Below are 22,999 nucleotides of genomic sequence, written 5' to 3'. Positions count from 1 at the left end.
CGCCATCCCCTAGAGAAAGCAGAACCGTGACCAAGACGAACATCGTCTTCATCATGTCCGACGACCATGCGGCGCACGCGATCTCCGCATACGGCAGCCGGGTGAACCACACCCCGCACATCGACCGCATCGCGCAGGAGGGCGTCCGCATGGACGCCGTGTTCTGCACGAACTCGATCTGCAGCCCGTCGCGCGCCTCGATCCTCACCGGCACGTACAGCCACATCAACGGCGTCTCGTCGATCTGGACCGAGATGGACTACCGTGTGCCGACCTTCGTCGACGTGCTGAAGGGGGAGGGGTACCGCACGGCGCTCTTCGGCAAGTGGCACCTCGGAGAGCACGGCGTCTCCGCCCCGCGCGGCTTCGACACGTGGAAGGTGTTCCCCGGTCAGGGCGACTACATCGACCCGAAGATGATCGACGAGACCGGCGAGCACGTCGTGCCCGGCTACGCGACCGACATCGTCACCGACATGGCCATCGACTGGATGGACGAGCTCTCCGACGACGAGCCCTTCTGCCTCCTCGTGCACCACAAGGCGCCGCACCGGCCGTGGGTTCCGGACGAGAAGCACAAGCACCTCTACGCCGACGGCAACATCCCCGAGCCCGAGACCTTCTTCGACGAGGGCCTCACCCGCAGCAAGGCCGTGCAGGGCGTGCACATGACCATCGCCGACGACATGGGCGCCGACGACCTGAAGTCCGAGGTGCCGGAGCACCTGCGCGGACCCGAGAACCGCCACGCGCGCATGAGCTGGAAGTACCAGATCTACATGCGCGACTACCTGCAGTGCATCCAGTCGATCGACGACAACGTCGGCCGCCTCCTCGACACCCTCGAGGAGAAGGGGCTGACCGAGAACACGCTCATCGTCTACACCTCCGACCAGGGCTTCTTCCTCGGCGACTACGGATGGTTCGACAAGCGCCTCATGTACGACCCGTCGCTGCAGATGCCGATGCTCGTGCGCTGGCCCGCCGAGATCCCCGCCGGCTCGCAGTGCGAGGGCATCATCACCAACGTCGACTTCGCCGCGACCTTCCTCGACGCGTGCGGCGTGGACGTCGCCTCGGCGCTGCCGACGTCGCAGGGCCGCAGCTTCCGCCCGCTGCTGCGCGGCGAGGAGGTCGAGGATTGGCCGGACGCGGCGTACTACCGCTACTGGGAGCACGACGACCCGATCCACCACGCGCCCGCGCACTACGGCATCCGCACGAAGACGCACAAGCTCATCCACTACTACGGCGCCGGCCTCGACGTGCCCGGTGCGTCGGACGAGGTGTTCGACCCGGAGTGGGAGCTGTACGACCTCACGGCCGACCCGTCGGAGCTGACCAACGTCATCGACGACCCGGCCTACGCCGAGGTGCGCCGCGAGCTGGAGGCGAAGCTCGCCGAGTACCAGGCACGGTACGCCGACGAGCCCTACCGCGGGCCCGAGACGCCGCGCCCCGAGTGGGGTCCGTACGACGCCGAGGTCTTCGCGATGGTGCAGCAGTACGTCGCGAACATCAACGCGACCAGCTGAGGCGGCCGGGAGCGGGCACTGCCCGCTCCCGGACTACCATCCCAGGTCTTCGATGTACCGGATCAGGACACCCTCGCGGAGCGCCCACGGTGACACCTCGAGCTCCTCGACGTCGAGGGCGGCCATCGCCTCGTGCAGAACGACCGCGCCGGCCGTGATCTGGAACGTCCGGTCGGCCGTGATGCCCGGCAGCTCCTGACGAGCCGACGCGGGGATCTTCGCGAGGCGCGGGATCCACGACTTGAGCGCATCCCGCCGCAGCAGCAGGCGCTCGGCCCCTGACCATCCGCTCATCGGCTGACCGGCCAGACGCGCGAGCGAGCGGATCGTCTTCGACGAGCCGACGACGTGATCAGGGCGAGGCTGCGCGGCGAAGCGCTCGGCGAGGGGAGCGAGCGCGGCAGCCGCGTGCCCCCGGAGGCGATCGACCTGGCGCTCGCCGGGCGGGTCATCGGGCAGGAAGCCGATGGTCATGCGGCCGGCGCCGAGGGGCACGGACTCCGCGAGCTCCGGGAGCTCTTCGCTGCCGGTCGCGACCTCGAACGACCCGCCGCCGATGTCGAACAGCAGGATCTGCCCCGCGGACCATCCGAACCAGCGCCGGACCGCGAGGAACGTGAACCGCGCCTCCTGCTCGCCGCCGAGCACCTGCAGCGGCTGCCCGAGGGCGGCCTCGATCTGCAGGATGACGTCGATCCCGTTGGCCGCCTCGCGCACGGCGGAGGTCGCGGTCGCGAGCAGCTCGTCGACGCCCTCCTTCTCGGCGACCTCGCGCGCTCGCTTGACGGCCTCGAGGATGGCCGTCACGCCGTCGTCGTTGATGCGCCCGTCATCCTCGAGATACCGCATGAGACGCAGCACGGACTTCTCGCTCGTCTGCGCGAGCGGGCGACCGCCCGGATGCGCGTTCGCGACGAGCAGGTGGACGGTGTTCGATCCGATATCGAGGACTCCCAGGCGCACGCGGCAAGGCTAGCGCGGCGGATGAATCGTGATCGCGGGGGTTGCGCTGGGGCTCTTGGGGGTTCTATGGGGCGGATGGTCGGGGTCGGGTTGGCGGGGGTCGGGTGCACGCCGCCCGTTCCGGATCTCGGACCAGACGTGCCGGATCTCGGATCGGTGGGCCCGGTGTCGACAACTGAGACCGACACGCGCACGCCAGCCCCGGCCATCCGAGATCCGATACGGGCCGGCGACCGACGGCGCTCCGCATACGTGCCGGATCTCGGGCCGGTGGCGCGAGTGGCGTCTGAGGTGAGCGACACGCGCACATGCACCCCGGCCATCCGAGATTCGTGACGGCGACCCGAGCCGGCCGCGCCCGCGGCCGGCTACCCGAGGCCCGCGAAGCCGCGCCGGTACGATGGGGCGGTGAGTTCGCCTGCCATCCCCGCCTCCCTCTCGCTGTATCGCGAGATCCCCCGCGCCGAGTGGGCGCGGATGGCCGCGGGCATGGATCAGCCCCTCACCGAGACCGAGGTCGTGCAGCTGCGCGGGCTCGGGGATCGCCTCGACATCGCCGAGGTGCGCGATGTGCACCTTCCGCTGAGCCGCGCGCTGAGCATCTGGGCGAGCGGCGTGCGGCGGATCGGCGCGGAGGTGTCGACGTTCCTGCAGGAGGAGGACCAGACCACGCCGTTCGTGATCGGCGTCGCGGGATCCGTCGCCGTGGGCAAGTCGACCATCGCCCGCCTGCTGCGCGAGCTCGTGAGTCGCTGGCCAGACACTCCGCGGGTCGAGCTCGTGACGACGGACGGGTTCCTGTACCCGAACGCGGAGCTCGAGCGGCGCGGGATCATGGACCGGAAGGGCTTTCCGGAGTCCTACGATCGCCGGGCGCTCGTCGACTTCGTCACGCGCGTGAAGAGCGGTGCGGACGAGGTGCGCGCACCGTTCTACTCGCACATGAAGTACGACATCATGCCCGACGCGCAGGTGGTCGTGCGGCGCCCGGACGTGCTCATCATCGAGGGGCTGAACGTGCTGCAGCCGCCGCCCACGCCGAACGATGTCGCGGTGAGCGACCTCTTCGACTTCTCGATCTACGTGGACGCCGACGCCGCGCACATCGAGGAGTGGTTCGTGAATCGCTTCCTCGCCCTGCGGGCGGGCGCGTTCTCGAACCCGTCGTCGTACTTCAACGTGTTCCAGCACCTCAGCGACGCGGAGGCCATCAGCACCGCGCGCGGGATCTGGAACGACATCAACCTCCCGAACCTCATCGACAATGTCGCGCCGACACGCCACCGTGCGACCCTCGTGCTGAACAAGGGCCGCGATCACGCGGTGGAGAGCGTGCTGCTGCGGAAGCTGTAGGGCGTCGGATCAGCGCCCGCACTGGCGAGCGGGGTCAGGTCAGCGGGCGCGACGCGCCGCGGAGGCCATGAGGTGCGCCCGCATCGCGGCGGCCGCGGCGAGCGGGTTGGCGATGCGGAGCGCATGCAACTCTCGCGAGTTGCGCACCATTGAAGACGACGCCCTGCGGTTCGGTGGTGCCGAACTAGCGTTATGGCCTTGCTTTCGGCGAGTTCCGCACCATCGAAGCCGGCGCCGTGGGGTTCGGTGGTGCCGATCTCGCGTTATGGCCTTGCTTTCGGCGAGTTCCGCACCATCGAAGCCGGCGCGGTGGGGTTCGGTGGTGCCGGACTCGCGTTATGGCCTTGCTTTCGGCGCTCGTGGCGGGGTGCGCGTTGTGCGCCTTGAAGACGACCGGGCAGCCAGCCGCGAGGGCGGCCGCCGTGTCGCCGCCGGCGGTCGAGAACGCGAACGGGAAATTCGACGCGCCGAACACGGTGACCGGGCCGAGCGCGACCTTCCGCTGCCGGATGTCGACGCGGGGGAGGGGGCGCGGTCGGGGATGGCCGGATCGATGCGGACCCCGCGGAAGTCGCCCTGGCGGACGACCTTCGCGAAGAGGCGCAGCTGGTTCGACGTGCGCGTGCGCTCGCCCGTAAGGCGGACGGCCGTGAGTCCTGTCTCGAGGGAGGTGCGCTCGATGAGCTCGTCGCCCAGAGCATCGATGCGGTCGGCGACGCTCTCGAGGAACGCGGCGTGCTTCTCGGGCTCGAGGCTCGAGAACGACGGGAACGCCTCGGCGGCGGCCGCTGTGGCGGTGGCCACCTGGTCGACGTCGAGCAGCGAGTAGCCGGGCTCGAGGCGCTCGCCGGTCTCGGCGTTGATGCCGTAGGTCGTGCCGGAGGTGCCGACGACGCGCTCGCCGGCGATAAAGGAATGGCCGGTCAGTTCGGTCGTAGGAAGGAGGTCCCTTCGAATCAGACGGCGGCCGCCTGGCGGACGCCGGCTCGCTCGATGAGTGCCGAGAGGTCGGCGAAGTCCTGCTCGGTGAGGTCCTGCAGCGGCGGGCGGACCGGGCCGGCGTCGCGACCGACGGCGCGCAGGCCCGCCTTGATGATGGAGACGCCGTACCCGCGCACGCGGTCGCGGATGTCGAGGTAGGGCAGCACGAAGTTCGTCAGCTTCTCGGTGACCGCGGTGCGGTCGAGCGCGCGCACGTCGCTGTAGAACTCGAGCGCGAACTCGGGCAGGAAGTTGAAGATCGCCGAGGAGTAGGTGCTGAGGCCCATCTGCAGCAGCGGCAACGCGAACGTCTCGGCCGTGGGGAGGCCGCCGAGGTAGAAGAGGCGGTCGCCGTTGCGGCTGTAGACCCTGGCGAGGTGCTCGATGTTGCCGATGGCGTCTTTGAAGCCGATGAAGTTCTCGTGCTTCTCGGCCAGGCGCGCGACGGTCTCCGCGGAGTAGATGCCGTTGCCGCGGTTGTAGACGATGATCGCGAGCTTCGTCGCCGACGCGATGGCGTCGACATGGGCCTCGAGGCCGCGCTGGTCGCACTCGGTGAGGTACGGCGGCAGCACGAGGAGGCCCTCGGCGCCGGCCTCCTCCGCCGCGCGGGCGTTCTCGACGGCCTGCCAGGTGGCACCGCCCGCGGAGGCGAGCACGGGGACCTCGGGGCGCGACGACTCGACGGCGGCGCGCACGACGGCGGCCGACTCGGCGGGGCTGAGGCTGAAGCCCTCGCCCGTGCCGCCCGCGGCGAACAGGCCCGCGACGCCGAAGCTCGACTGCCACTCCACGTGCTCGCGGTAGGCGCGCTCGTCGAACTGCAGGTCAGCGGTGAAGGCGGTGACGGGGAAGGAGAGGAGGCCATCCTTGAGATGGGCCGTCAGCTCGGCGGGGGTGAATTGGGCCACGAGTGTGCTCCTGAGGGCAGTGCCGGCGACACCGGCGTCGGTCGGATCACTGCCACGCTAGGTCGGGCCGGCGACGCGTGTCCAAGCTGAAAAGTGGATGACCCGATGCATCAAATGCATGGATGTCGCCTCTTCCGCTCATGGCGGGCTCAACCCCTCGCCGGATCTAGGATTGAGCGCATGTGCGGAATCGTCGGGTACGTCGGTCCTCGGGAAAGCCAGGACATCCTCCTCTCGGGCCTCGCCCGTCTGGAGTACCGCGGATATGACTCCGCGGGCATTGCCGTCATCGATCGGGATGGCGGGCTCGGCATGCGCAAGAAGGCGGGCAAGCTTGCCCGTCTGCGCGAGACGCTGGAGGAGACCCCGCTCGCCGCGGGCACGACCGGCATCGGTCACACCCGCTGGGCCACCCATGGCGGTCCGACGGACGAGAACGCGCACCCGCACCTCGCGGATGACGACAAGCTCGCGGTGATCCACAACGGCATCATCGAGAACTTCTCCGCGCTGCGCGCCGAGCTTCAGGCGGAGGGGTACTCCTTCCGCAGCCAGACCGACACCGAGGTCGCGGCCGTGCTGCTGGGCCGCGAGTACCGGGTGGCCGGCGGTGACCTGCAGGCCGCCTTCCGCGCCGTGGTGGCGCGTCTGGAGGGCGCGTTCACGCTGCTGGCGATGCACGAGGACCACCCCGGCCTCGTCGTCGGCGCGCGCCGGAACTCGCCGCTCGTCATCGGGCTCGGCGAGGGGGAGAACTTCCTCGGGTCGGATGTCGCGGCATTCGTCGAGCACACCCGCCGAGCGCTCGCGATCGGGCAGGACCAGATCGTCGCGATCACGCCGGAGGGTGTGACGGTGACGGACTTCGACGGCGACGTCGTCGACGTCGAGGCGTTCGAGGTGTCGTGGGATGCCGCCGCCGCCGACAAGGGCGGCTGGTCGAGCTTCATGGCCAAGGAGGTCGCGGAGGAGCCCGAAGCCGTTGCGAAGACGGTGCTGGGCCGCGTGCACGACGGGCAGATCGTCATCCCCGAGCTCGACGGCATGGACGAGCTGTTCCAGGGCGTCAGCCGGGTCATCGTCCTCGCGTGCGGCACGGCGTACTACGCGGGCCTCGTCGGCAAGTACGCGCTCGAGCAGTGGGCGCGCATCCCCGTCGACGTCGAGCTCGCGCACGAGTTCCGCTACCGCGACGCCATCGTCGGCCCGGACACGCTGGTGGTCTCCATCAGCCAGTCGGGCGAGACGATGGACACGCTCATGGCCGTGAAGGAGGCCGCGCGCCTCGGCGCGAAGACCCTCTCCATCTGCAACACGCAGGGTGCGACCATCCCGCGCGAGTCGGATGCGATCGTCTACACGCACGCCGGACCCGAGGTCGCGGTCGCATCGACGAAGGCGTTCGTCGCGCAGATCACCGCGCTCTACCTGCTCGCGCTGCACGTCGGGCGGGTGCGCGGCGCGCTGTCGGCCGAGGTCGCGGGGGAGGCGATCGAGGAGCTCGAGGCGCTGCCGGAGAAGATCCAGTGGATCCTCGACAACGAGCAGGGCCGGATCGAGCAGCTCGCGCACTGGATGACCGACACCCGCTCGGTGCTGTTCCTCGGCCGTCACGTGGGCTTCCCGATCGCGCTCGAGGGTGCGCTGAAGCTCAAGGAGCTGTCGTACATCCACGCGGAGGGCTTCGCCGCCGGCGAGCTGAAGCACGGCCCGATCGCGCTCATCGAGCCGGGTCAGCCGGTGTTCGTCATGGTGCCCTCGCCGCGCGACGGCGGGACGCTGCACTCGAAGGTCATCTCGAACATCGAGGAGATCCGCGCGCGCGGCGCTCGCGTGATCGCGGTGGCGGAGGAGGGCGACGCTGCGGTGCTGCCGTTCGCCGACGAGGTGCTGCGCGTGCCGCTCGCAGCTCCCCTGTTCGAGCCGGTGCTCTCGGTCGTGCCGCTGCACATCTTCGCGATGGGCCTCGCCACGGCGAAGGGCCTGGACGTGGACCAGCCCCGCAACCTCGCGAAGTCCGTCACGGTCGAGTGAGTCCGAGCGGCGGCGTGCGCGCCCCCGCTCGGCCCCCGCGAGGGCGTCCCGTCCGTCCGCATCCATCCGCCAGACGATGTCGTCTCACCGACGCGACACCGTAGAACGCGGCAAAGCGTGTCCTTCCGGTGAGACGATGTCGTCTGGGCGGAGAAGGGCAGCAGCATGATCGTCGGAATCGGCGTCGACGTGGTCGACATCGCGCGGTTCGAGCGCACCCTCACGCGCACGCCGCGCCTGCGCGAGCGTCTCTTCACGCCCGCCGAACGGCCGCTGCCGCTGCGGTCGCTGGCCGCGCGCTACGCCGCGAAGGAGGCCCTCATCAAGGCGCTCGGCGGATCCGAGGGCCTCACCTGGACCGAGGCCGAAGTCGCTCGCAACGGCGAACGCGAGGCCCCGCGCTTCGAGTTCTCCGGCGCCACCGCCGACGCGATCGCCGCCCGTGGCGTCACCACCGTGCACCTCTCCCTCTCCCACGACGCCGGCCTCGCCGTCGCGTACGTCGTCGCCGAGGGGCCGGATGGCGCGGGTGCCGCCCCGACGGATGGCCCGGTCTCGTCCCCGACGGATGGCCCGGTCCTGTGAGCGGGGGAGGGTCGCCCATGCGCGAGGCCGTCATCGACCGGGCTGCCATCGTCCACAACGTGCGGCACCTGCGGGAGCTCGCCGGCACGCGCGAGTTCATCGCGGTCGTGAAGGCCGACGCGTACGGCCACGGTGCCGAGACCGCCGCACGCGCCGCGCTCGAGGGGGGTGCGACCCGGCTCGGCGTCGCGGAGATCCCCGAGGCGCTCGCGCTGCGCGCGGCCGGGGTCGACGCGCCGATCATCGCCTGGCTGCACGACCCGAACGAGGACTTCGTCGCCGCGGCAGCAGCCCGCGTCGAACTGGGCGTCTCGCGCCTCCCGCAGCTCGAGGCGATCGCCAGTGCGGGCGACACGGCCGGCATGGGCGCACCCCGCGTGCATCTCAAGGTCGAGACCGGACTCGGACGCAACGGGCTCGCCCCCGCGGACTGGGCCGAGGCCTTCGCCGAAGCCGCGCGCCTCGAGCGCGGTGGGCGACTCGTCGTCGAGGGCGTCTTCAGTCACCTGTCCGGCACGAGCGAGGCCGACGACCTCGACCAGGTGCGTGTCTTCGAGGGAGCGCTCGCCGGAGCATCCGAGGCGGGCCTGGCCCCGGCCATCCGCCACCTCGCCGCGACAGCGGCGGCCATCCGCCTGCCCGCCGCGCGCTTCGACGCCGTGCGCGTCGGTCTCGGCATCTACGGGCTGTCGCCGTTCGACGACGCCACCCCGGCGGACCTCGGGCTGCGGCCGGTCATGACGCTCACCGGCCGTGTCGCTGCGGTGCGCCGGGTGCCCGAGGGGCAGGGCGTCTCCTACGGATATGTGCACCGGACGGCATGCGAGACGACTCTCGCGCTCGTGCCGCTCGGCTATGCGGATGGCATTCCGCGGCAGGCATCGGACGTCGCGCCGGTGGCCATCCGCGGAGAGCGCCTGCGCGTCTGCGGCCGCATCGCGATGGACCAGTTCGTCGTCGAGGCGGGCGACCTGCCCGTCGAGGTGGGTGACGAGGTCGTGCTCTTCGGAGATCCGACCGCGGGCGCACCCGCGGTCGAGGAGTGGGCAGAGGCCGCGTCCACCATCAACTACGAGATCGTCACGCGCATCGGTCCGCGTGTGGCACGGAGGGTGACGGGATGATCCCCGACGACTTGCTCGGCACGCACGACGTGCCCACCGCATCCGACATGGAGGAGCTCGGGCGCCGCCTCGGCGCGCACCTGGAGGCGGGCGACCTCGTCGTCCTCACCGGGCCGCTCGGCGCGGGCAAGACGACCCTGACGCGCGGGCTCGCCGAGAAGCTCGGGGTGCGCGGGCCCATCCAGAGCCCCACGTTCGTCATCGCGCGCACGCATCCGTCGCTCGTCGGGGGAGCGCCGCTCGTGCACGCCGACGCGTACCGCCTGTCGTCGGCGCTCGAGCTCGACGATCTCGACATCGACGTGGACGGCTCCGTCGTCGTCATGGAGTGGGGCCGCGACAAGGTCGAGGGCCTGCGCGACGTCTGGTGGGATGTGGAGATCACCCGGCCCGTGGGCGGCCGCGGCTCCGACACCATGTGCGGCGACCTGTCGCGCGCATCGGCCGAGCTCGACGAAGACGCCCCGCGCGTCGTGCGGATCGAGCGGCGCACCGCGGCGTAGCCCGGGGGCGGGCGGCTGCGGAGGGTGCGGCAGGTCCCGCAGACACTCGGCAGGAGATCCGAAGCCCGCGACGCCGGGAGGGCGCAGACGCGGGACAGCCGGGGCGCACACGCCGGATCTCCTGCGGTGTGCACGGCGGCGCCCGCGCATGAGGCACCCGGCACCCGGCACCACCGCCATCTGCCCGCCCGCGCGTTCCCGGCGTTCCCGAGGCCCGGGAAACTACGCTGGAGGACATGATCCTGGCCGTCGACACCTCCCTCGGCTCGGGCGCGGCGGTCGTCGCGCCCGACGGCGAGATCCGCTCCGCCGTCGAGAGCGAGAACGCCCTCGGGCACGCCGAGGTGATCGGCACGCTCCTCGAGCGCGCGCTCGCCGACGCAAGCGTCACGGCCGGTGACATCACGCATGTCGCGGCGGGAATGGGCCCAGGCCCATTCACCGGCCTGCGCATCGGCATCGCCGCCGCGCGCGTGTTCGCGCTCGGCCGCGGCATCCCCGTGCTGCCGGTCGTGAGCCACGACGCCGTCGCACTGGAGCTCCTCGACACGCACCCCGACGGCGGGTTCGCCGTCACCACCGACGCCCGCCGTCGTGAGAACGCGATCTCGGTCTACGGCGAGCCCGACGGATGGCGCCTGCCGCGCCGGATCGCCGGTCCTGAGCTCCGCCCGCGGGACGCCGACCTCGACGGAGACCCGCTCCTGGCGGCCCTCCGCCTTCGGGAGGAGATCGCGGATGGGGAGGATGAATCCAGCTCAGAAATCCTCCCGAGCGGATATCTCCTCCCGAATCCCGTGATCTTCGCCGCCACACGCATCCCGATCGGGATGCTGGGCCGGGTTGCGGCCATCCGCCTCGGTGCCGGTGAAGCGCCCGACGTCGACGAGCCGCTGTACCTGCGGTCGCCCGACGTGAAGCTGCCGGCACCGCGGAAGAAGGTGAGCGCGTGAACATCCGGCCCGCGACCATCCTCGATCTGCCCCCGATCATCGCGCTCGAGCGCGCCTCGTTTCCCACGGATGCGTGGAGCGAGGCGATGATGCGCGAGGAACTCGGCTCAGAGCACGGGCACTATCTCGTCCTCGAGCGGGCCGGGCAGGTCGTCGGCTACGCCGGCCTTCGCGCGCTGCCCGGCTCGAAGGACGCCGACGTGCAGACGATCGCCGTCGCCGAGAGCGCGCGCGGCCGGGGCCAGGGGCGCGCGCTGCTGCGCTCGCTCGTGGAGGAGGCCGACCGGCGCCGGGTCCGCGAGGTGTTCCTCGAGGTGCGCGCGGACAACCCCGTCGCCCAGGCGCTGTACGCCAGCGAGGGCTTCACCGAACTCGGGCGCCGCCCCGGGTACTACCAGCCCGACGATGTCGACGCGATCGTGATGCGCCTCGACGTCCCCGCGTGGCGCGCCGCGCGCACCCCCGACCCCGCCGATGCCGGAGCCTGCTCATGACCCCCGCTGAACCCCTCGTCCTCGGCATCGAGACGAGCTGCGACGAGACCGGGATCGGGATCGTCCGCGGCCGCACGCTGCTGTCGAACACGATCGCGAGCTCGATGGACGAGCACGCGCGCTTCGGCGGTGTCGTGCCGGAGGTCGCCGCCCGTGCGCACCTCGAGGCGATGCAGCCCGCGATCGAGCAGGCCGTGGCCGAGGCCGGCATCCGCCTCGCCGACATCGACGCGGTCGCCGTCACCAGCGGCCCCGGTCTCGCCGGCGCGCTCATGGTGGGTGTGGGCGCGGCCAAGGCGCTCTCCGTCTCGCTCGAGAAGCCGCTCTACGCCGTGAACCATCTCGTCGGTCACATCGCCGCAGACCTCCTCGCCGATGACAGCGAACCGCTCGAGTACCCGACGGCCGCGCTCCTCGTCTCCGGCGGACACACCTCACTGCTGCTCGTCCGCGACCTCACGAGCGACGTCGAGCTGCTGGGCGAGACCGTGGACGACGCCGCCGGCGAGGCGTTCGACAAGGTCGCGCGCATTCTCGGGCTGCCCTACCCGGGCGGCCCCGAGATCGACCGCGCGGCCGTCGGCGGCGACCCCGACGCCATCCGCTTCCCCCGCGGCCTCTCCCGGGCGAGCGACCGCGAGAAGCACCGCTGGGACTTCTCCTTCTCGGGCCTCAAGACCGCCGTCGCGCGGTGGACGGAGCAGCGCGAGGCCGAGGGCGAGGCCATCCCGATGGCGGATGTCGCGGCGAGCTTCCGCGAGGCCGTGGTCGACGTTCTCGTGACGAAGGCCCTCGACGCGTGCGCCGAGCACGGCGTGCCGCGCCTGCTGCTCGGCGGCGGGGTCATCGCGAACCGCCGCCTGCGGGAGGTCGCGCTCGCCCGCGCGGAGGCCGCCGGCGTCACCGTGCGCATCCCGCCGCTGCGTCTCTGCACCGACAACGGCGCGATGATCGCCGCGCTCGCGTCGGAGCTCATCCAGAGCGGGCGCCGCCCGTCGACCCTCGCATTCGGTGCGGACTCGACCCTGCCCGTCACTGAGATCCAGGTCGCGCCGGTGCCATGACCGAGCCCGAGGACGCCGCACAGCTCGACGACGACGAGCTGCTGAACGAGGTGTCCTCCGCGATCCCGGTGGTCCGCCGCCGGGTCTCGCTCTCGACGCCCGCGCTCATGCTGGGGATGTTCGCGCTGCCGACGTCGTGGTTCACGCCGTGGGTGGCGCCCCTCGCGCTGGCCGCCGTCGTGCTCGCGGTCATCGCGCTCATGCGCGGGCACGCGGACCGCTCGATGGCGTGGTGGGGGTTCGGACTGGGCATCGCCGCGCTCGTGGGCTGCAGCGTGTGGGCGGTGTGGATTCTCGCTCAGCTCGGCGAGACGCCCGTGTTGGCGGTGCCCGGCCTGCGGTAGGCCCGGATGGCGTCTCCCGGATTCTGCACGGTCTCGGTCGTTGAGCGAGGGAGCGCAGCGACCGAGACGAAACGCGGGGGGCCGTTGTCGAGGGCGGGTTGCGGCGTTTCGTCTCGCTTCGCTCGCTCAACGTCCGGACGGAGGGTCCGGATTTCGTCTCGCTTCGCTCGCTCGACGTCCGGACGGAGGGTCTGGACGTCGTCTCGCTTCGCTCGCTCAACGTCCGGACGGAGGGTCCGGATTTCGTCTCGCTTCGCTCGCTCGACGTCCGGACGGGATCACACCCGGTCGGCGAGGATGGCCGTGCGCTTGCCGCCGACGCGCGTCACGAACAGCGTCGCCGACTCGTCGCCGCGCAGGTTCAGCTTCTTGCGGAACAGCGCCGGATCGATGTCGACGCCGCGCTTCTTGATCTCGAGCGTGCCGATGCCTCGCGCCCGCAGGGCCTTCGCGAGCGCCTTCGCGTCGGAGGGGAGCGTCTCGCGCACGCGGAACGTCGTCACGAACGGCGTCGTCACGGCCGCATCCCCGGTGAGGTACGCGATGCCGGGCGCGACGGGCCCCGCCTCGAGCGAGCGTGCCACCTCGCCGACCAGCCGCGCGCGGATGACCGCACCCTCAGGCTCGTGCAGAAACGCCCCCAGCTCGCGCACCGGCTCGTCCTCCGTGTCGCCCGCACTGGTGAGCTCGTGCGACGCCTCGCCGCGGATGACGAGCGCCGCGCGGCCGACGCCCTCACGCGCGAGCGCGCCGGACCACAGCACGACCTCGACGGTCGACCCGTCGACGCTCACCCACTGCGCCTCGACGTCGTCCGGAATCGCGTCGCGATCGTGCGCCGGCCCCAGTTTCATGCCCACGGGCATGCGCTCGCCCAGCTCGTGCGCCCAGTCGAGCGAGGGCGAGTAGTCGGATGGCGCCACGCGCCGGGTCTCGGAATGCCCGGCCGTGCGTCGGGCCGGGTCGAGCCAGACGGCGTCCCACCCGGCGAGGTCGACCTCCTCGGCGCGGGCGGCGCGCACCTCGACCGCCTCGCCGAACGGGCGGAGGTTGTACGCGGCGAGGGCGGCGGTCACCGGATCCGCATCGACCGCGAGCACGTCGAGCCCGGTGCCGGCGAATGCGAGCGCGTCGCCGCCGATGCCGCAGCCGAGGTCGGCGACCCGGCCGATGCCCGCCCGACGGAAGCGCGCCGCGTGGTGCGCGGCCACGGCCATCCGCGTCGCCTGCTCGACGCCCGCGCGCGTGAACAGCATGCGCGAGGCGAACGGACCGAATTTCGCCTCGGCGCGCAGCCGCAGCCGCGACTGGCCGACGACGGCGGAGACGAGGTCGGGGGAGTGCCCCTCCGCGCGCAGGCGGGACACGGCGCGGGTGACGTCGGCGGTCGTCGCGACGGGGTCGAGGGAGTCGAGCAGCGCGAGCCCCTCGGAGGTGAGCAGCGCGTCGAGTTCTCCCTGATCCATGGCTCCCATTCTCCCGTGTCACGCGGGCGCGGCACCGACGCGCGACTCGCATTGGCACTCGCGTTGCATGAGTGCCAGGCGTCGTCCTATGCTGGCATTAGCACTCTCGGCATGAGAGTGCGAACCAGTCTTCCGTCGAAGCAACGAAAGAAGAGGTACACCGTGTCGGTTTCCATCAAGCCGCTCGAGGACCGCATCGTCATCAAGCAGGTCGAGGCCGAGCAGACCACCGCCAGCGGTCTGGTCATCCCCGACACCGCCAAGGAGAAGCCCCAGGAGGGCGAGGTCGTGGCCGTGGGTCCCGGCCGCATCGACGACAACGGCAACCGCGTTCCGCTCGACGTCGCCGTCGGCGACCGCGTCCTGTACAGCAAGTACGGCGGAACCGAGGTCAAGTTCGGCGCCGACGAGTACCTGGTGCTCTCGGCCCGCGACGTGCTCGCGGTCGTCGTCCGCTGACGACAGCCTCCGCAAAAGGCCCGGCGCTTCGGCGCCGGGCCTTTCTGCATCCACGGAGGTGGGCCTCGTTAGCGTGGAGGGATGTTCCCTCTCGACGTCGAACAGCCCGTGGACGCCGCCTCACTCGCGTGGGAGTGGGGAGCCGTCGCGATCGCGGTCGCGGCGGCGCTCGCCGCCGCATTCGTGTGCACCTGGGTGCTCGGCGTCATCATGCGCACACTCGGACGTCGCCGCCAGCTGTTCACGCGCCTCTCCCGCCGGCTGCGCTCGCCGCTGTTCTGGACCATCCTGTCGGTCGGCCTCTGGGTGGCGACCACGCAGCCGCTCGAGCAGGTCGCGCCCGCCCTCGCCGGCGCCATCCGCTATGCCCTGAAGCTCGCCTCGATCATCACGATCGGCTGGCTCATCGCGAGCATCCTGCTCTTCCTCGTCGACGGCCTGCTCGCGCGCAGCGTTCCGGATGGCGACGCCGACTACACGCTGCGGCGTCGCCGCACGCAGATCCTCATCATTCGGCGGCTCGTCATCGTGGTCGTCGTCGTGCTCACCGCCGGCACGATCCTCATGACGATCCCGGGCGCGGAGAGCTTCGGAACATCGCTGCTGGCATCGGCCGGTGTCGCCTCGATCGTCGCCGGCATCGCCGCGCAGTCCACGCTCGGCAACGTCGTCGCCGGCATGCAGCTGGCGTTCTCCGACGCGCTGCGCGTGGGCGACACCGTCGAGGTGGATGGCGAGTTCGGCGTCGTCGAGGAGCTCACCCTCACCTACGTCGTCGTGCAGATCTGGGACGACCGGCGCCTCGTGCTGCCGTCCACCTACTTCACCACGACGCCCTACGCCAACTGGACGCGGTCGCAGACGCAGCTCACCGGCGTCGTGCTCATCGACGTGGACTGGGGTGTCGACCTCGACGGCCTCCGCGCGGAGCTGCAGCGCGTCGTCGAGTCCGCTCCCTCGTGGGATGGCCGCTCGGCCGGTCTCGTCATGGTCGACGCGCGTGCGGACGCCGTGCAGGTGCGGGCGACGGTGACCGCGGCGAACTCCGGCGACCTGTGGGACCTCCGCTGCCTCGTGCGCGAGCGCCTCGTCGCCTATGTCTCCCGGCGCGGGGAGTCGCTGCCGGCGCGCCGCGTGCGGGTCGAGGAGCGCGGCGACGAGCGGGCCCTCGAGCAGAATCCCGCGCGCGCGCACGAGCCCGCCGACCGCTCGCGGGGCCGCCGGCGGCGGGCCGCGGAGCGCCTCGGGCGGGTCTCCCGACGGGTCGCCCGACGTAACCTGGAGGGATGACCGGACCCGCGCCATCCGCCCCGGACCGCGAGCGGCTGCTCGGCACCGGATACGGATTCGGCGCCTACCTGCTGTGGGGCGTGCTGCCGCTGTACTTCGTGCTGCTCGCGCCGACCGGCCCCTGGGAGGTCGTCGCCTGGCGGGTGCTGCTGTCGCTCGTGTTCTGCGCGCTGCTCCTCACCGTCACGCGCGGATGGGGGCGGATGGTCGCGGTGCTGCGGAATCGCCGACTCGCGCTGTGGACGGCGATCGCCGGCGTGCTCATCTACGTCAACTGGCAGACGTTCCTCATCGCCACCCTCACCGGGCACGTCATCGAGTCGAGCCTCGGGTACTTCATCAACCCGATCGTCACGGTGCTGCTGGCGGTGCTCGTGCTGCACGAGAGGCTCCGGCCCGCGCAGTGGGCGGCGATCGCGATAGCGGCGATCGCGGTGGCCGTCATCGTCATCGCGTACGGGGCGGTGCCCTGGATCTCGCTGCTCCTCTCCGCCTCGTTCGGGTTCTACGGCCTCGTGAAGAACCGCATCGGCGGCGCGGTGGACGCGGTCAGCGGCCTCGCGATCGAGACGGCGTGGCTGACGCCGGTCGCGATCGTGCAGCTCGTGGTCGTCGCGATGACGACGGGGCTGACGTACGGGGCGGTCAGCGCCCTGCACACGGTGATGCTGTCTCTCGCGGGCGTGGCCACGGCCATCCCGCTGCTGCTCTTCGCGGCCGGCGCGCGCCGCGTCTCGCTCACGACGATCGGGCTGCTGCAGTTCATCGCGCCGATCCTGCAGTTCCTGTGCGGCGTGGTCGTGCTCGGCGAGCCCATGCCCCTCGAGCGGTGGATCGGGTTCGGGATCGTGTGGGTCGCGCTCGCGGTGCTGTCGTTCGACATGGTGCGGAACTCCCGGCGCTCGCGGCGCGTGGCGCCGGTGGCGGACCCGGTGGGCTGACTCGCTTTTCCGGCCGTGGTGGCGGCGGATCCGGGCCTGCCGCTTGCCCCGGAGGCCGCGCGGCTCTAATTTTTCGGTATGCCGAAAAATCGTCGTGTCGCCGGTGCCGCCGCCCTCGCGGTCACCGCGCTGCTGCCCGCGTGCGCGGCGCAGCCCGCGGCCGAGGACGACGGCCGCCCGGTGGTGCTCACGACCTTCACGGTGCTCGCCGACATCGCGCAGAACGTCGCGGGAGAGCACCTTGCCGTCGAGTCGATCACCAAGGTCGGCGCGGAGATCCACGGCTATGAGCCCACACCCGGTGACATGCGCCGCGCCGCGGACGCCGCGCTCGTCCTCGACAACGGCATGGGCCTCGAGGCCTGGTTCGCACAGTTCGTCGACGCGGTGGACGCCCCGCACGTCGTCGTGTCGGATGGCGTCGACCCGATCTCGATCGAGGGCTCGGACCATCCGAACCCGCACGCGTGGATGAGCCCGGCGAACGCGCAGATCTACGTCGACAACATCGTCGCCGCCTTCAGCGACCTCGACCCGGGGCACGCCGCCGTGTACGCCGCCAACGGCGCGGCATACCACGACGAGCTGCAGGCCGTGGAGGACGAGCTCCTCGCCGCCCTCGCCCCGCTGCCGGAGAACGAGCGTGCGCTCGTCACGTGCGAGGGCGCCTTCTCGTACCTCGCCCGCGACGCGGACCTCGCCGAGGCGTACATCTGGCCCGTGAACGCAGAGCAGCAGGCGAGACCGCAACAGATCGCCGCCGTCACCGAGTTCGTCGACGACCGCGACGTGCCGGCCGTGTTCTGCGAGTCGACGGTCTCCGACAAGCCCATGCAGCGCGTGGTCGAGGCGACGGGGGCCGCGTTCGGCGGCACGCTCTACGTCGACTCGCTCTCGGAGCCGGATGGCCCCGTGCCGACGTACCTCGATCTCATCCGGCACGACGTCGACCTCATCGTGGAAGGACTCACAGGATGACCGCCGCCATCGAACTCGCCGACATCACCGTGCGGTACGGCGACATCCTCGCCCTCGAGCGGGCGTCGATCGCGGTCGAGGCGGGCCGCGTGACCGCGCTCATCGGGATGAACGGGTCGGGCAAGTCGACGCTCTTCAAGACCGCGCTCGGGCTCATCCGCCCGGACGAGGGCCGGGTGCGCATCGGCGGCGGGTCGCCCGCGACCGCCCGGCGCCGCGGCATCGTCGGCTACGTGCCGCAGAGCGAGGACGTGGACTGGGCGTTCCCCGTCTCCGTCCGCGATGTCGTGATGATGGGCCGGTTCGGACGCCAGGGCATCACGCGGCGCCCCCGCCCGGACGATCGGGCGGCCGTCGACGCCGCGCTCGAGCGGGTCGACCTCGCGGAGCTCGCCGATCGACAGATCGGCCAGCTCTCCGGCGGTCAGCGGAAGCGCGCGTTCGTCGCGCGCGGCATCGCGCAGGGCGCCCGGATCCTCCTCCTGGACGAGCCGTTCGCCGGCGTCGACAAGCGCTCGGAGGCGACCATCGTGCGCCTGCTGCGCGAGCTCGCGGCGGATGGCTGCGCGGTGCTCGTCTCGACCCACGACCTGCATGCGCTTCCGCAGCTGGCCGACGAGGCCATCCTGCTGCTGCGCCGCCCCCTCTTCCACGGGCCGGTCGACGTCGCGCTGCGCCCCGAGAACCTCGCGAAGGCGTTCGGACTGGAAGGTGTCGCATGAGCCCGCTCGACCTCCTCCTCGAGCCGCTGCAGTACGACTTCATGCTGCGCGCGCTCGCCGCCACCGTCGTCGCGGCCATCGTGTGCGCGCTGCTGTCATGCTGGCTCGTGCTCGTCGGCTGGTCGCTGATGGGCGACGCCGTCTCGCACGCGGTGCTGCCGGGCGTCGTGCTCGCCTACATCGTCGGCGCGCCGTTCGCGCTCGGAGCGCTCGCGTTCGGACTCCTCGCCGTCGCGCTCATCGGCGTGCTCCGCGACACCAGCCGCGTGAAGGAGGACGCCGCCATCGGCATCGTCTTCACGACGCTGTTCGCGCTCGGGCTCGTGCTCATCTCGGTGACGCCGAGCCAGACCGACCTCAACCACATCATCTTCGGGAACATCCTCGGCGTCTCCGACGGCGACCTCATCCAGATCGGGGTGCTCGCCGCCGTCGCGCTCGCGGTGCTGCTCGTGAAGCGCCGCGACCTCACCCTCTACGCGTTCGATCCCACGCACGCGTTCGCGATCGGGCTCTCCCCGCGACTGCTCGGGGCCATCCTGCTGGGCGTGCTCGCGCTCACCGCGGTCGTCGCGCTGCAGGTGGTCGGCGTGATCCTCGTCGTGGCGATGCTGATCATCCCGGGCGCCACCGCGCACCTGCTCACCGACCGCTTCGGCCGGATGCTCGTCATCGCGCCCGCGCTCTCAGCCGCGAGCTCGGTCGTCGGCATCTACCTCAGCTTCTGGCTCGACGCGGCCTCCGGTGCGCTCGTCATCCTCGTGCAGGGCGTGGTGTTCACGCTCGTCTACCTCTTCGGGCCGCGTCACGGCCTGCTCGGGCGGCGGATCGCCCGGGTGCGGGCCGCCCGCGCGGGCTGACGCCGGGCGGATGACCGCCATCGTGTCCGGTTCGCCAGTGCGGGCGACGCGGTTCCGGCGGTGAAACCGGCTCGCCGGTGCGGGCGACACGGGGTCCGGGCATCGCCGGGGTCGGTCCCCGCGTCGCGTGGGGCCGGATGGTGCTGGTCGCGACGGCGCCCCGGTGACGCATTTCGGATGGGCGGGGCTGGTGTGCACATCGGCGCACCACGCGAGAACTCCTGCACCACTGGTCCGAGATCCTGAACGCGCCCCCGTTCGGGATCTCGGGCCAGCGGTGCTGGTGGCGTCGCCGGCGCCTCACGAGCGGACTTCCGCCCCGCCCGTCCGAAATGCAAGACCGGCCATCCACCCCGTTCCTGAGCGCGCGGTGTGAGGGGGCAGAAGGTCGCTCTCAGACACGCCGGTAGAATTCCTGCACGGGATGGCGATCCTTTCCCGTACCGGAGCAGCCCTCACCGCGTCGGCAGGAGACACCCCCAATGACAGAACACGACCCGTTCGGCTTCGTAGGACTGACCTACGACGACGTCCTGCTCCTCCCGGGGCACACCGACGTCATCCCCAGCGAGGCGGACACATCGTCGCGCCTCACGCGCCGCATCCGGGTCGCCGTCCCGCTCCTCTCGAGCGCCATGGACACCGTCACCGAAGCTCGCATGGCGATCGCGCTCGCGCGCCAGGGCGGGATCGGCATCCTGCACCGCAACCTCTCGATCGCCGACCAGGCCAACGCCGTCGACCGCGTGAAGCGCAGCGAGTCGGGCATGATCACCGACCCGATCACGACATCGCCCGACGCGACGATCGCCGAGGTCGACGCGATGTGCGCGAAGTACCGCATCTCGGGCCTCCCCGTCGTGGACGAGGACGGGCGCCTCACGGGCATCATCACGAACCGCGACATGCGCTTCGTCTCGGAGATCCGTCGTCCGGTCACCCGCGTGAAGGACGTCATGACCACCGAGGGTCTCGTCACGGGCCCCGTCGGCATCGCCGCGGAGGACGTCATGAACCTCTTCGCGAAGCACCGCATCGAGAAGCTGCCGCTGATCGACGACGACGGCAAGCTCGCCGGCCTCATCACGATCAAGGACTTCGACAAGAGCGAGCAGTACCCGCTCGCCACGAAGGACGAGCAGGGCCGCCTCCGCGTCGGCGCCGCCATCGGCTTCTTCGGCGATGCGTGGGAGCGCGCCGAGGCGCTGCGCGACGCGGGCGTCGACGTCATCGTCGTCGACACCGCGAACGGCCAGTCGCAGGGCGTCATCGACATCGTCCGCCGCCTCAAGGCCGACGAGTCGTTCGCGCACATCGACGTCATCGGCGGCAACATCGCCACGCGCGAGGGCGCCCAGGCGCTCATCGATGCGGGCGTCGACGCCGTCAAGGTGGGCGTCGGGCCGGGCTCGATCTGCACCACGCGCGTCGTCGCGGGCGTGGGCGTGCCGCAGGTCACCGCGATCTACGAGGCGTCGCTCGCCGCTCGTGCGGCCGATGTTCCGGTCATCGCGGATGGCGGGCTGCAGTACTCGGGTGACATCGCGAAGGCTCTCGTGGCCGGGGCGGACACCGTCATGCTCGGCTCGCTTCTCGCCGGCACCGACGAGTCGCCGGGGGAGATCGTCTTCCAGGGCGGCAAGCAGTACAAGCAGTACCGCGGCATGGGCTCGCTCGGCGCCATGCAGACGCGCGGCAAGCAGACGTCGTACTCGAAGGACCGGTACTTCCAGGCCGATGTCCCGAGCGACGACAAGCTCATTCCGGAGGGCATCGAGGGCCAGGTCCCCTACCGCGGTCCGGTGTCGGCGGTCGTGTACCAGCTCGTCGGCGGCCTGCGTCAGTCGATGTTCTACGTCGGCTCGCGCACGGTCGAGGAGCTGAAGGCTCGCGGCAAGTTCGTGCGCATCACCTCCGCGGGGCTCAAGGAGTCGCACCCGCACGACGTGCAGATCGTCGTCGAGGCGCCGAACTACAAGCGCTGAGCGGTCGTCGCTCATCGAGCGGAGGGAGACGAGACGCGGTGACCGGTCCTGAGGACGGGGCACCGCGTTTCGTCTCCCTCGCTGGCGCTCGGTCGCTCAACGTCCGGAGGGAGGGCCGCGTTTCGTCTCCCTCGCTGGCGCTCGGTCGCTCAACGTCCGGAGGGAGGGCCGCGTTTCGTCTCCCTCGCTGGCGCTCAGTCGCTCAACGTCCGGACGGGTCACCGTGTCTCGTCTCCCTCGCTGGCGCTCCGTCGCTCAACGTCCGGAGGTCGAGAACCGTCCCCGTCCGACGCGGCGGGTAGGCTGGGCGGGTGAGCAGTGACATCGAGCTGGGCCGCGGCAAGCGAGGGCGACTCGCCTACACGTTCGACGACATCGCGGTCGTGCCCTCGCGGCGCACCCGAAGCCACGAAGACGTCTCGACGGCATGGGCCATCGACGCGTACTCGTTCGACATCCCGGTCCTGGGTGCGCCCATGGACTCGGTCGTCAGCCCGCGGACGGCCATCGCGCTCGGCAAGCTCGGCGGGCTCGGTGTCCTCGACCTCGAGGGCCTCTGGACGCGCTATGAGGACCCGGAGCCGCTCCTCGCCGAGATCGCCTCGCTGCCCGAGCGCTCCGCGACCGCGCGCATGCAGGCGCTGTACTCCGAGCCGATCAAGCCCGAGCTCATCACCGCGCGCCTCGCGGAGGTCCGCGATTCCGGCGTCGTCGTCGCCGGCGCCCTGTCGCCGCAGCGCACGCAGGAGCACTACGAGACGGTTGTCAACGCGGGCGTCGACCTCTTCGTCATCCGCGACACGACGGTCTCGGCCGAGCACGTGTCCAGCGCCGAAGAGCCGCTGAACCTCAAGGAGTTCATCTACGAGCTCGACGTTCCGGTCATCGTCGGCGGTGTCGGCACGTACACCGCGGCACTCCACCTCATGCGCACGGGCGCGGCCGGCGTGCTCGTCGGCTTCGGCGGGGGAGCGGCGTCCACCACGCGCACGACGCTCGGGCTCTCGACACCCATGGCCACGGCCGTCTCCGACGTCGCGGGCGCTCGTCGCGACTACCTCGACGAGTCGGGCGGACGCTACGTGCACGTCATCGCCGACGGCGGCGTCGGCACCTCCGGCGACCTCGTGAAGGCGCTCGCCATGGGCGCCGACGCGGTGATGCTCGGCGTCGCGCTCGCTCGCGCGACCGACGCTCCAGGACGCGGCACGCACTGGGGCCCCGAGGCGCGCCACGCCCGCCTTCCGCGCGGACACCGCGTGACCGTCGACCAGGTCGGCACCCTCGAGGAGGTCCTCTACGGGCCCGCCCTCGTCGCCGACGGCACCGCCAACCTCATCGGCGCCCTGCGCAAGTCCATGGCGACAACCGGCTACTCGGACCTCAAGGAGTTCCAGCGCGTCGACGTCGTCGTCAACCCACCGCGCTGATGCCCGACCCTGCGCCATCCGAGA

21 protein-coding genes and 1 pseudogene are annotated in these 22,999 nt (G+C 71.3%); 18 read left to right on the top strand and 4 right to left on the bottom strand.

Going from position 1 to position 22,999, the window contains the following annotated elements:
• Positions 1–26: 26 nt before the first annotated feature.
• The gene (locus QWJ90_RS11665; protein ID WP_290108014.1) at positions 27–1,535 is read left to right on the top strand and encodes a sulfatase family protein; all 1,509 of its coding nucleotides are present in this window, start codon (positions 27–29) and stop codon (positions 1,533–1,535) included.
• 33 nt (positions 1,536–1,568) lie between these two features.
• On the opposite strand, the gene QWJ90_RS11660 is transcribed toward QWJ90_RS11665, so the two are convergent.
• Positions 1,569–2,498, bottom strand: a complete 930-nt coding sequence (locus tag QWJ90_RS11660) for a Ppx/GppA phosphatase family protein (RefSeq protein ID WP_290108013.1) — start codon at positions 2,496–2,498, stop codon at positions 1,569–1,571.
• Positions 2,499–2,906: 408 nt separating this feature from the next.
• Between QWJ90_RS11660 and coaA the strand changes: the two genes are divergently transcribed.
• Complete coding sequence (coaA, locus tag QWJ90_RS11655) at positions 2,907–3,851, top strand: type I pantothenate kinase (protein ID WP_156241978.1); 945 nt, start codon at positions 2,907–2,909, stop codon at positions 3,849–3,851.
• A gap of 355 nt (positions 3,852–4,206) precedes the next feature.
• Here the strand turns inward: coaA and QWJ90_RS11650 are convergent.
• Positions 4,207–4,808 (bottom strand): annotated as a pseudogene (locus QWJ90_RS11650) (aldehyde dehydrogenase family protein); the annotation flags it as partial.
• On the bottom strand, positions 4,808–5,743 hold the full coding sequence (gene kdgD, locus QWJ90_RS11645) for a 5-dehydro-4-deoxyglucarate dehydratase (protein WP_290108012.1): 936 nt from the start codon (positions 5,741–5,743) through the stop codon (positions 4,808–4,810). The pseudogene QWJ90_RS11650 and the gene kdgD, both read right to left, overlap by 1 nt.
• Before the next feature lie 180 nt (positions 5,744–5,923).
• Here kdgD and glmS point away from each other — a divergent pair, with 180 nt between their 5' ends.
• The 8 genes from glmS (at position 5,924) to QWJ90_RS11605 (ending at position 12,844) form a co-directional block, all read left to right on the top strand.
• Positions 5,924–7,777 carry a glutamine--fructose-6-phosphate transaminase (isomerizing) gene (glmS, locus tag QWJ90_RS11640; protein WP_290108011.1) on the top strand — a complete coding sequence of 618 codons (1,854 nt, stop codon included), beginning with the start codon at positions 5,924–5,926 and terminating at the stop codon, positions 7,775–7,777.
• A 165-nt stretch (positions 7,778–7,942) separates the two neighbouring features.
• Positions 7,943–8,362 (top strand): holo-ACP synthase, encoded by a 420-nt coding sequence (locus QWJ90_RS11635; RefSeq protein ID WP_290108010.1) that lies wholly within the window; start codon positions 7,943–7,945, stop codon positions 8,360–8,362.
• A 17-nt stretch (positions 8,363–8,379) separates the two neighbouring features.
• Complete coding sequence (gene alr / locus QWJ90_RS11630; RefSeq protein ID WP_290108009.1) at positions 8,380–9,486, top strand: alanine racemase; 1,107 nt, start codon at positions 8,380–8,382, stop codon at positions 9,484–9,486.
• Positions 9,483–9,989, top strand: coding sequence for a tRNA (adenosine(37)-N6)-threonylcarbamoyltransferase complex ATPase subunit type 1 TsaE (gene tsaE / locus QWJ90_RS11625; RefSeq protein WP_290108008.1), 507 nt, complete (start codon positions 9,483–9,485; stop codon positions 9,987–9,989). Before alr ends, tsaE begins: the two co-directional genes overlap by 4 nt.
• 236 nt (positions 9,990–10,225) lie before the next feature.
• Complete coding sequence (tsaB, locus tag QWJ90_RS11620) at positions 10,226–10,942, top strand: tRNA (adenosine(37)-N6)-threonylcarbamoyltransferase complex dimerization subunit type 1 TsaB (protein WP_290108007.1); 717 nt, start codon at positions 10,226–10,228, stop codon at positions 10,940–10,942.
• Positions 10,939–11,436 (top strand): ribosomal protein S18-alanine N-acetyltransferase, encoded by a 498-nt coding sequence (gene rimI / locus QWJ90_RS11615; protein WP_290108006.1) that lies wholly within the window; start codon positions 10,939–10,941, stop codon positions 11,434–11,436. Before tsaB ends, rimI begins: the two co-directional genes overlap by 4 nt.
• Complete coding sequence (gene tsaD, locus QWJ90_RS11610) at positions 11,433–12,500, top strand: tRNA (adenosine(37)-N6)-threonylcarbamoyltransferase complex transferase subunit TsaD (RefSeq protein WP_290108004.1); 1,068 nt, start codon at positions 11,433–11,435, stop codon at positions 12,498–12,500. The genes rimI and tsaD overlap by 4 nt, the downstream gene beginning before the upstream one ends.
• Entirely contained in the window at positions 12,497–12,844 is a 348-nt protein-coding gene (locus QWJ90_RS11605) for a hypothetical protein (protein ID WP_290108003.1), read from the top strand. The genes tsaD and QWJ90_RS11605 overlap by 4 nt, the downstream gene beginning before the upstream one ends.
• A gap of 278 nt (positions 12,845–13,122) precedes the next feature.
• Here the strand turns inward: QWJ90_RS11605 and QWJ90_RS11600 are convergent, their stop codons facing one another.
• Entirely contained in the window at positions 13,123–14,310 is a 1,188-nt protein-coding gene (locus tag QWJ90_RS11600; protein WP_290108002.1) for a class I SAM-dependent methyltransferase, read from the bottom strand.
• Between the two features lie 162 nt (positions 14,311–14,472).
• Here QWJ90_RS11600 and groES point away from each other — a divergent pair, with 162 nt between their 5' ends.
• The 8 genes from groES to QWJ90_RS11560 all read left to right on the top strand — a co-directional run bounded on the left by groES (position 14,473) and on the right by QWJ90_RS11560 (position 22,975).
• On the top strand, positions 14,473–14,769 hold the full coding sequence (gene groES / locus QWJ90_RS11595; protein WP_039394204.1) for a co-chaperone GroES: 297 nt from the start codon (positions 14,473–14,475) through the stop codon (positions 14,767–14,769).
• A gap of 81 nt (positions 14,770–14,850) precedes the next feature.
• Entirely contained in the window at positions 14,851–16,059 is a 1,209-nt protein-coding gene (locus QWJ90_RS11590; RefSeq protein WP_290108001.1) for a mechanosensitive ion channel family protein, read from the top strand.
• On the top strand, positions 16,056–17,000 hold the full coding sequence (rarD, locus tag QWJ90_RS11585) for an EamA family transporter RarD (protein ID WP_290108000.1): 945 nt from the start codon (positions 16,056–16,058) through the stop codon (positions 16,998–17,000). Before QWJ90_RS11590 ends, rarD begins: the two co-directional genes overlap by 4 nt.
• Positions 17,001–17,078: 78 nt before the next feature.
• Positions 17,079–17,978 carry a metal ABC transporter substrate-binding protein gene (locus QWJ90_RS11580; RefSeq protein WP_290107999.1) on the top strand — a complete coding sequence of 300 codons (900 nt, stop codon included), beginning with the start codon at positions 17,079–17,081 and terminating at the stop codon, positions 17,976–17,978.
• Entirely contained in the window at positions 17,975–18,700 is a 726-nt protein-coding gene (locus QWJ90_RS11575) for a metal ABC transporter ATP-binding protein (protein WP_290107998.1), read from the top strand. The genes QWJ90_RS11580 and QWJ90_RS11575 overlap by 4 nt, the downstream gene beginning before the upstream one ends.
• The gene (locus QWJ90_RS11570) at positions 18,697–19,560 is read left to right on the top strand and encodes a metal ABC transporter permease (protein ID WP_290107997.1); all 864 of its coding nucleotides are present in this window, start codon (positions 18,697–18,699) and stop codon (positions 19,558–19,560) included. The genes QWJ90_RS11575 and QWJ90_RS11570 overlap by 4 nt, the downstream gene beginning before the upstream one ends.
• Before the next feature lie 482 nt (positions 19,561–20,042).
• Entirely contained in the window at positions 20,043–21,545 is a 1,503-nt protein-coding gene (gene guaB, locus QWJ90_RS11565; protein ID WP_290107996.1) for an IMP dehydrogenase, read from the top strand.
• Between the two features lie 311 nt (positions 21,546–21,856).
• Entirely contained in the window at positions 21,857–22,975 is a 1,119-nt protein-coding gene (locus tag QWJ90_RS11560; RefSeq protein WP_290107995.1) for a GuaB3 family IMP dehydrogenase-related protein, read from the top strand.
• Positions 22,976–22,999 lie beyond the last annotated feature (24 nt).

The sequence above is a fragment of the Microbacterium oryzae genome (assembly GCF_030406385.1).
In the GTDB taxonomy this organism is placed as follows: Bacteria; Actinomycetota; Actinomycetes; order Actinomycetales; family Microbacteriaceae; genus Microbacterium; species Microbacterium oryzae_A.
Note: the sequence above shows the minus strand (reverse complement) of the source record. Positions and strands in the feature narration are given on the sequence as shown.

What these genes read in the sequence shown, in the direction of transcription:
- glmS (WP_290108011.1), top strand. Translation starts at nt 5,924, where the DNA reads ATGTGCGGAATCGTCGGGTACGTCGGTCCTCGGGAAAGCCAGGACATC.
- QWJ90_RS11635 (WP_290108010.1), top strand. Translation starts at nt 7,943, where the DNA reads ATGATCGTCGGAATCGGCGTCGACGTGGTCGACATCGCGCGGTTCGAG.
- alr (WP_290108009.1), top strand. Translation starts at nt 8,380, where the DNA reads ATGCGCGAGGCCGTCATCGACCGGGCTGCCATCGTCCACAACGTGCGG.
- tsaE (WP_290108008.1), top strand. Translation starts at nt 9,483, where the DNA reads ATGATCCCCGACGACTTGCTCGGCACGCACGACGTGCCCACCGCATCC.
- tsaB (WP_290108007.1), top strand. Translation starts at nt 10,226, where the DNA reads ATGATCCTGGCCGTCGACACCTCCCTCGGCTCGGGCGCGGCGGTCGTC.
- tsaD (WP_290108004.1), top strand. Translation starts at nt 11,433, where the DNA reads ATGACCCCCGCTGAACCCCTCGTCCTCGGCATCGAGACGAGCTGCGAC.
- QWJ90_RS11605 (WP_290108003.1), top strand. Translation starts at nt 12,497, where the DNA reads ATGACCGAGCCCGAGGACGCCGCACAGCTCGACGACGACGAGCTGCTG.
- QWJ90_RS11600 (WP_290108002.1), bottom strand. Translation starts at nt 14,310, where the DNA reads ATGGATCAGGGAGAACTCGACGCGCTGCTCACCTCCGAGGGGCTCGCG.
- QWJ90_RS11590 (WP_290108001.1), top strand. Translation starts at nt 14,851, where the DNA reads ATGTTCCCTCTCGACGTCGAACAGCCCGTGGACGCCGCCTCACTCGCG.
- rarD (WP_290108000.1), top strand. Translation starts at nt 16,056, where the DNA reads ATGACCGGACCCGCGCCATCCGCCCCGGACCGCGAGCGGCTGCTCGGC.
- QWJ90_RS11580 (WP_290107999.1), top strand. Translation starts at nt 17,079, where the DNA reads ATGCCGAAAAATCGTCGTGTCGCCGGTGCCGCCGCCCTCGCGGTCACC.
- QWJ90_RS11575 (WP_290107998.1), top strand. Translation starts at nt 17,975, where the DNA reads ATGACCGCCGCCATCGAACTCGCCGACATCACCGTGCGGTACGGCGAC.
- QWJ90_RS11570 (WP_290107997.1), top strand. Translation starts at nt 18,697, where the DNA reads ATGAGCCCGCTCGACCTCCTCCTCGAGCCGCTGCAGTACGACTTCATG.
- guaB (WP_290107996.1), top strand. Translation starts at nt 20,043, where the DNA reads ATGACAGAACACGACCCGTTCGGCTTCGTAGGACTGACCTACGACGAC.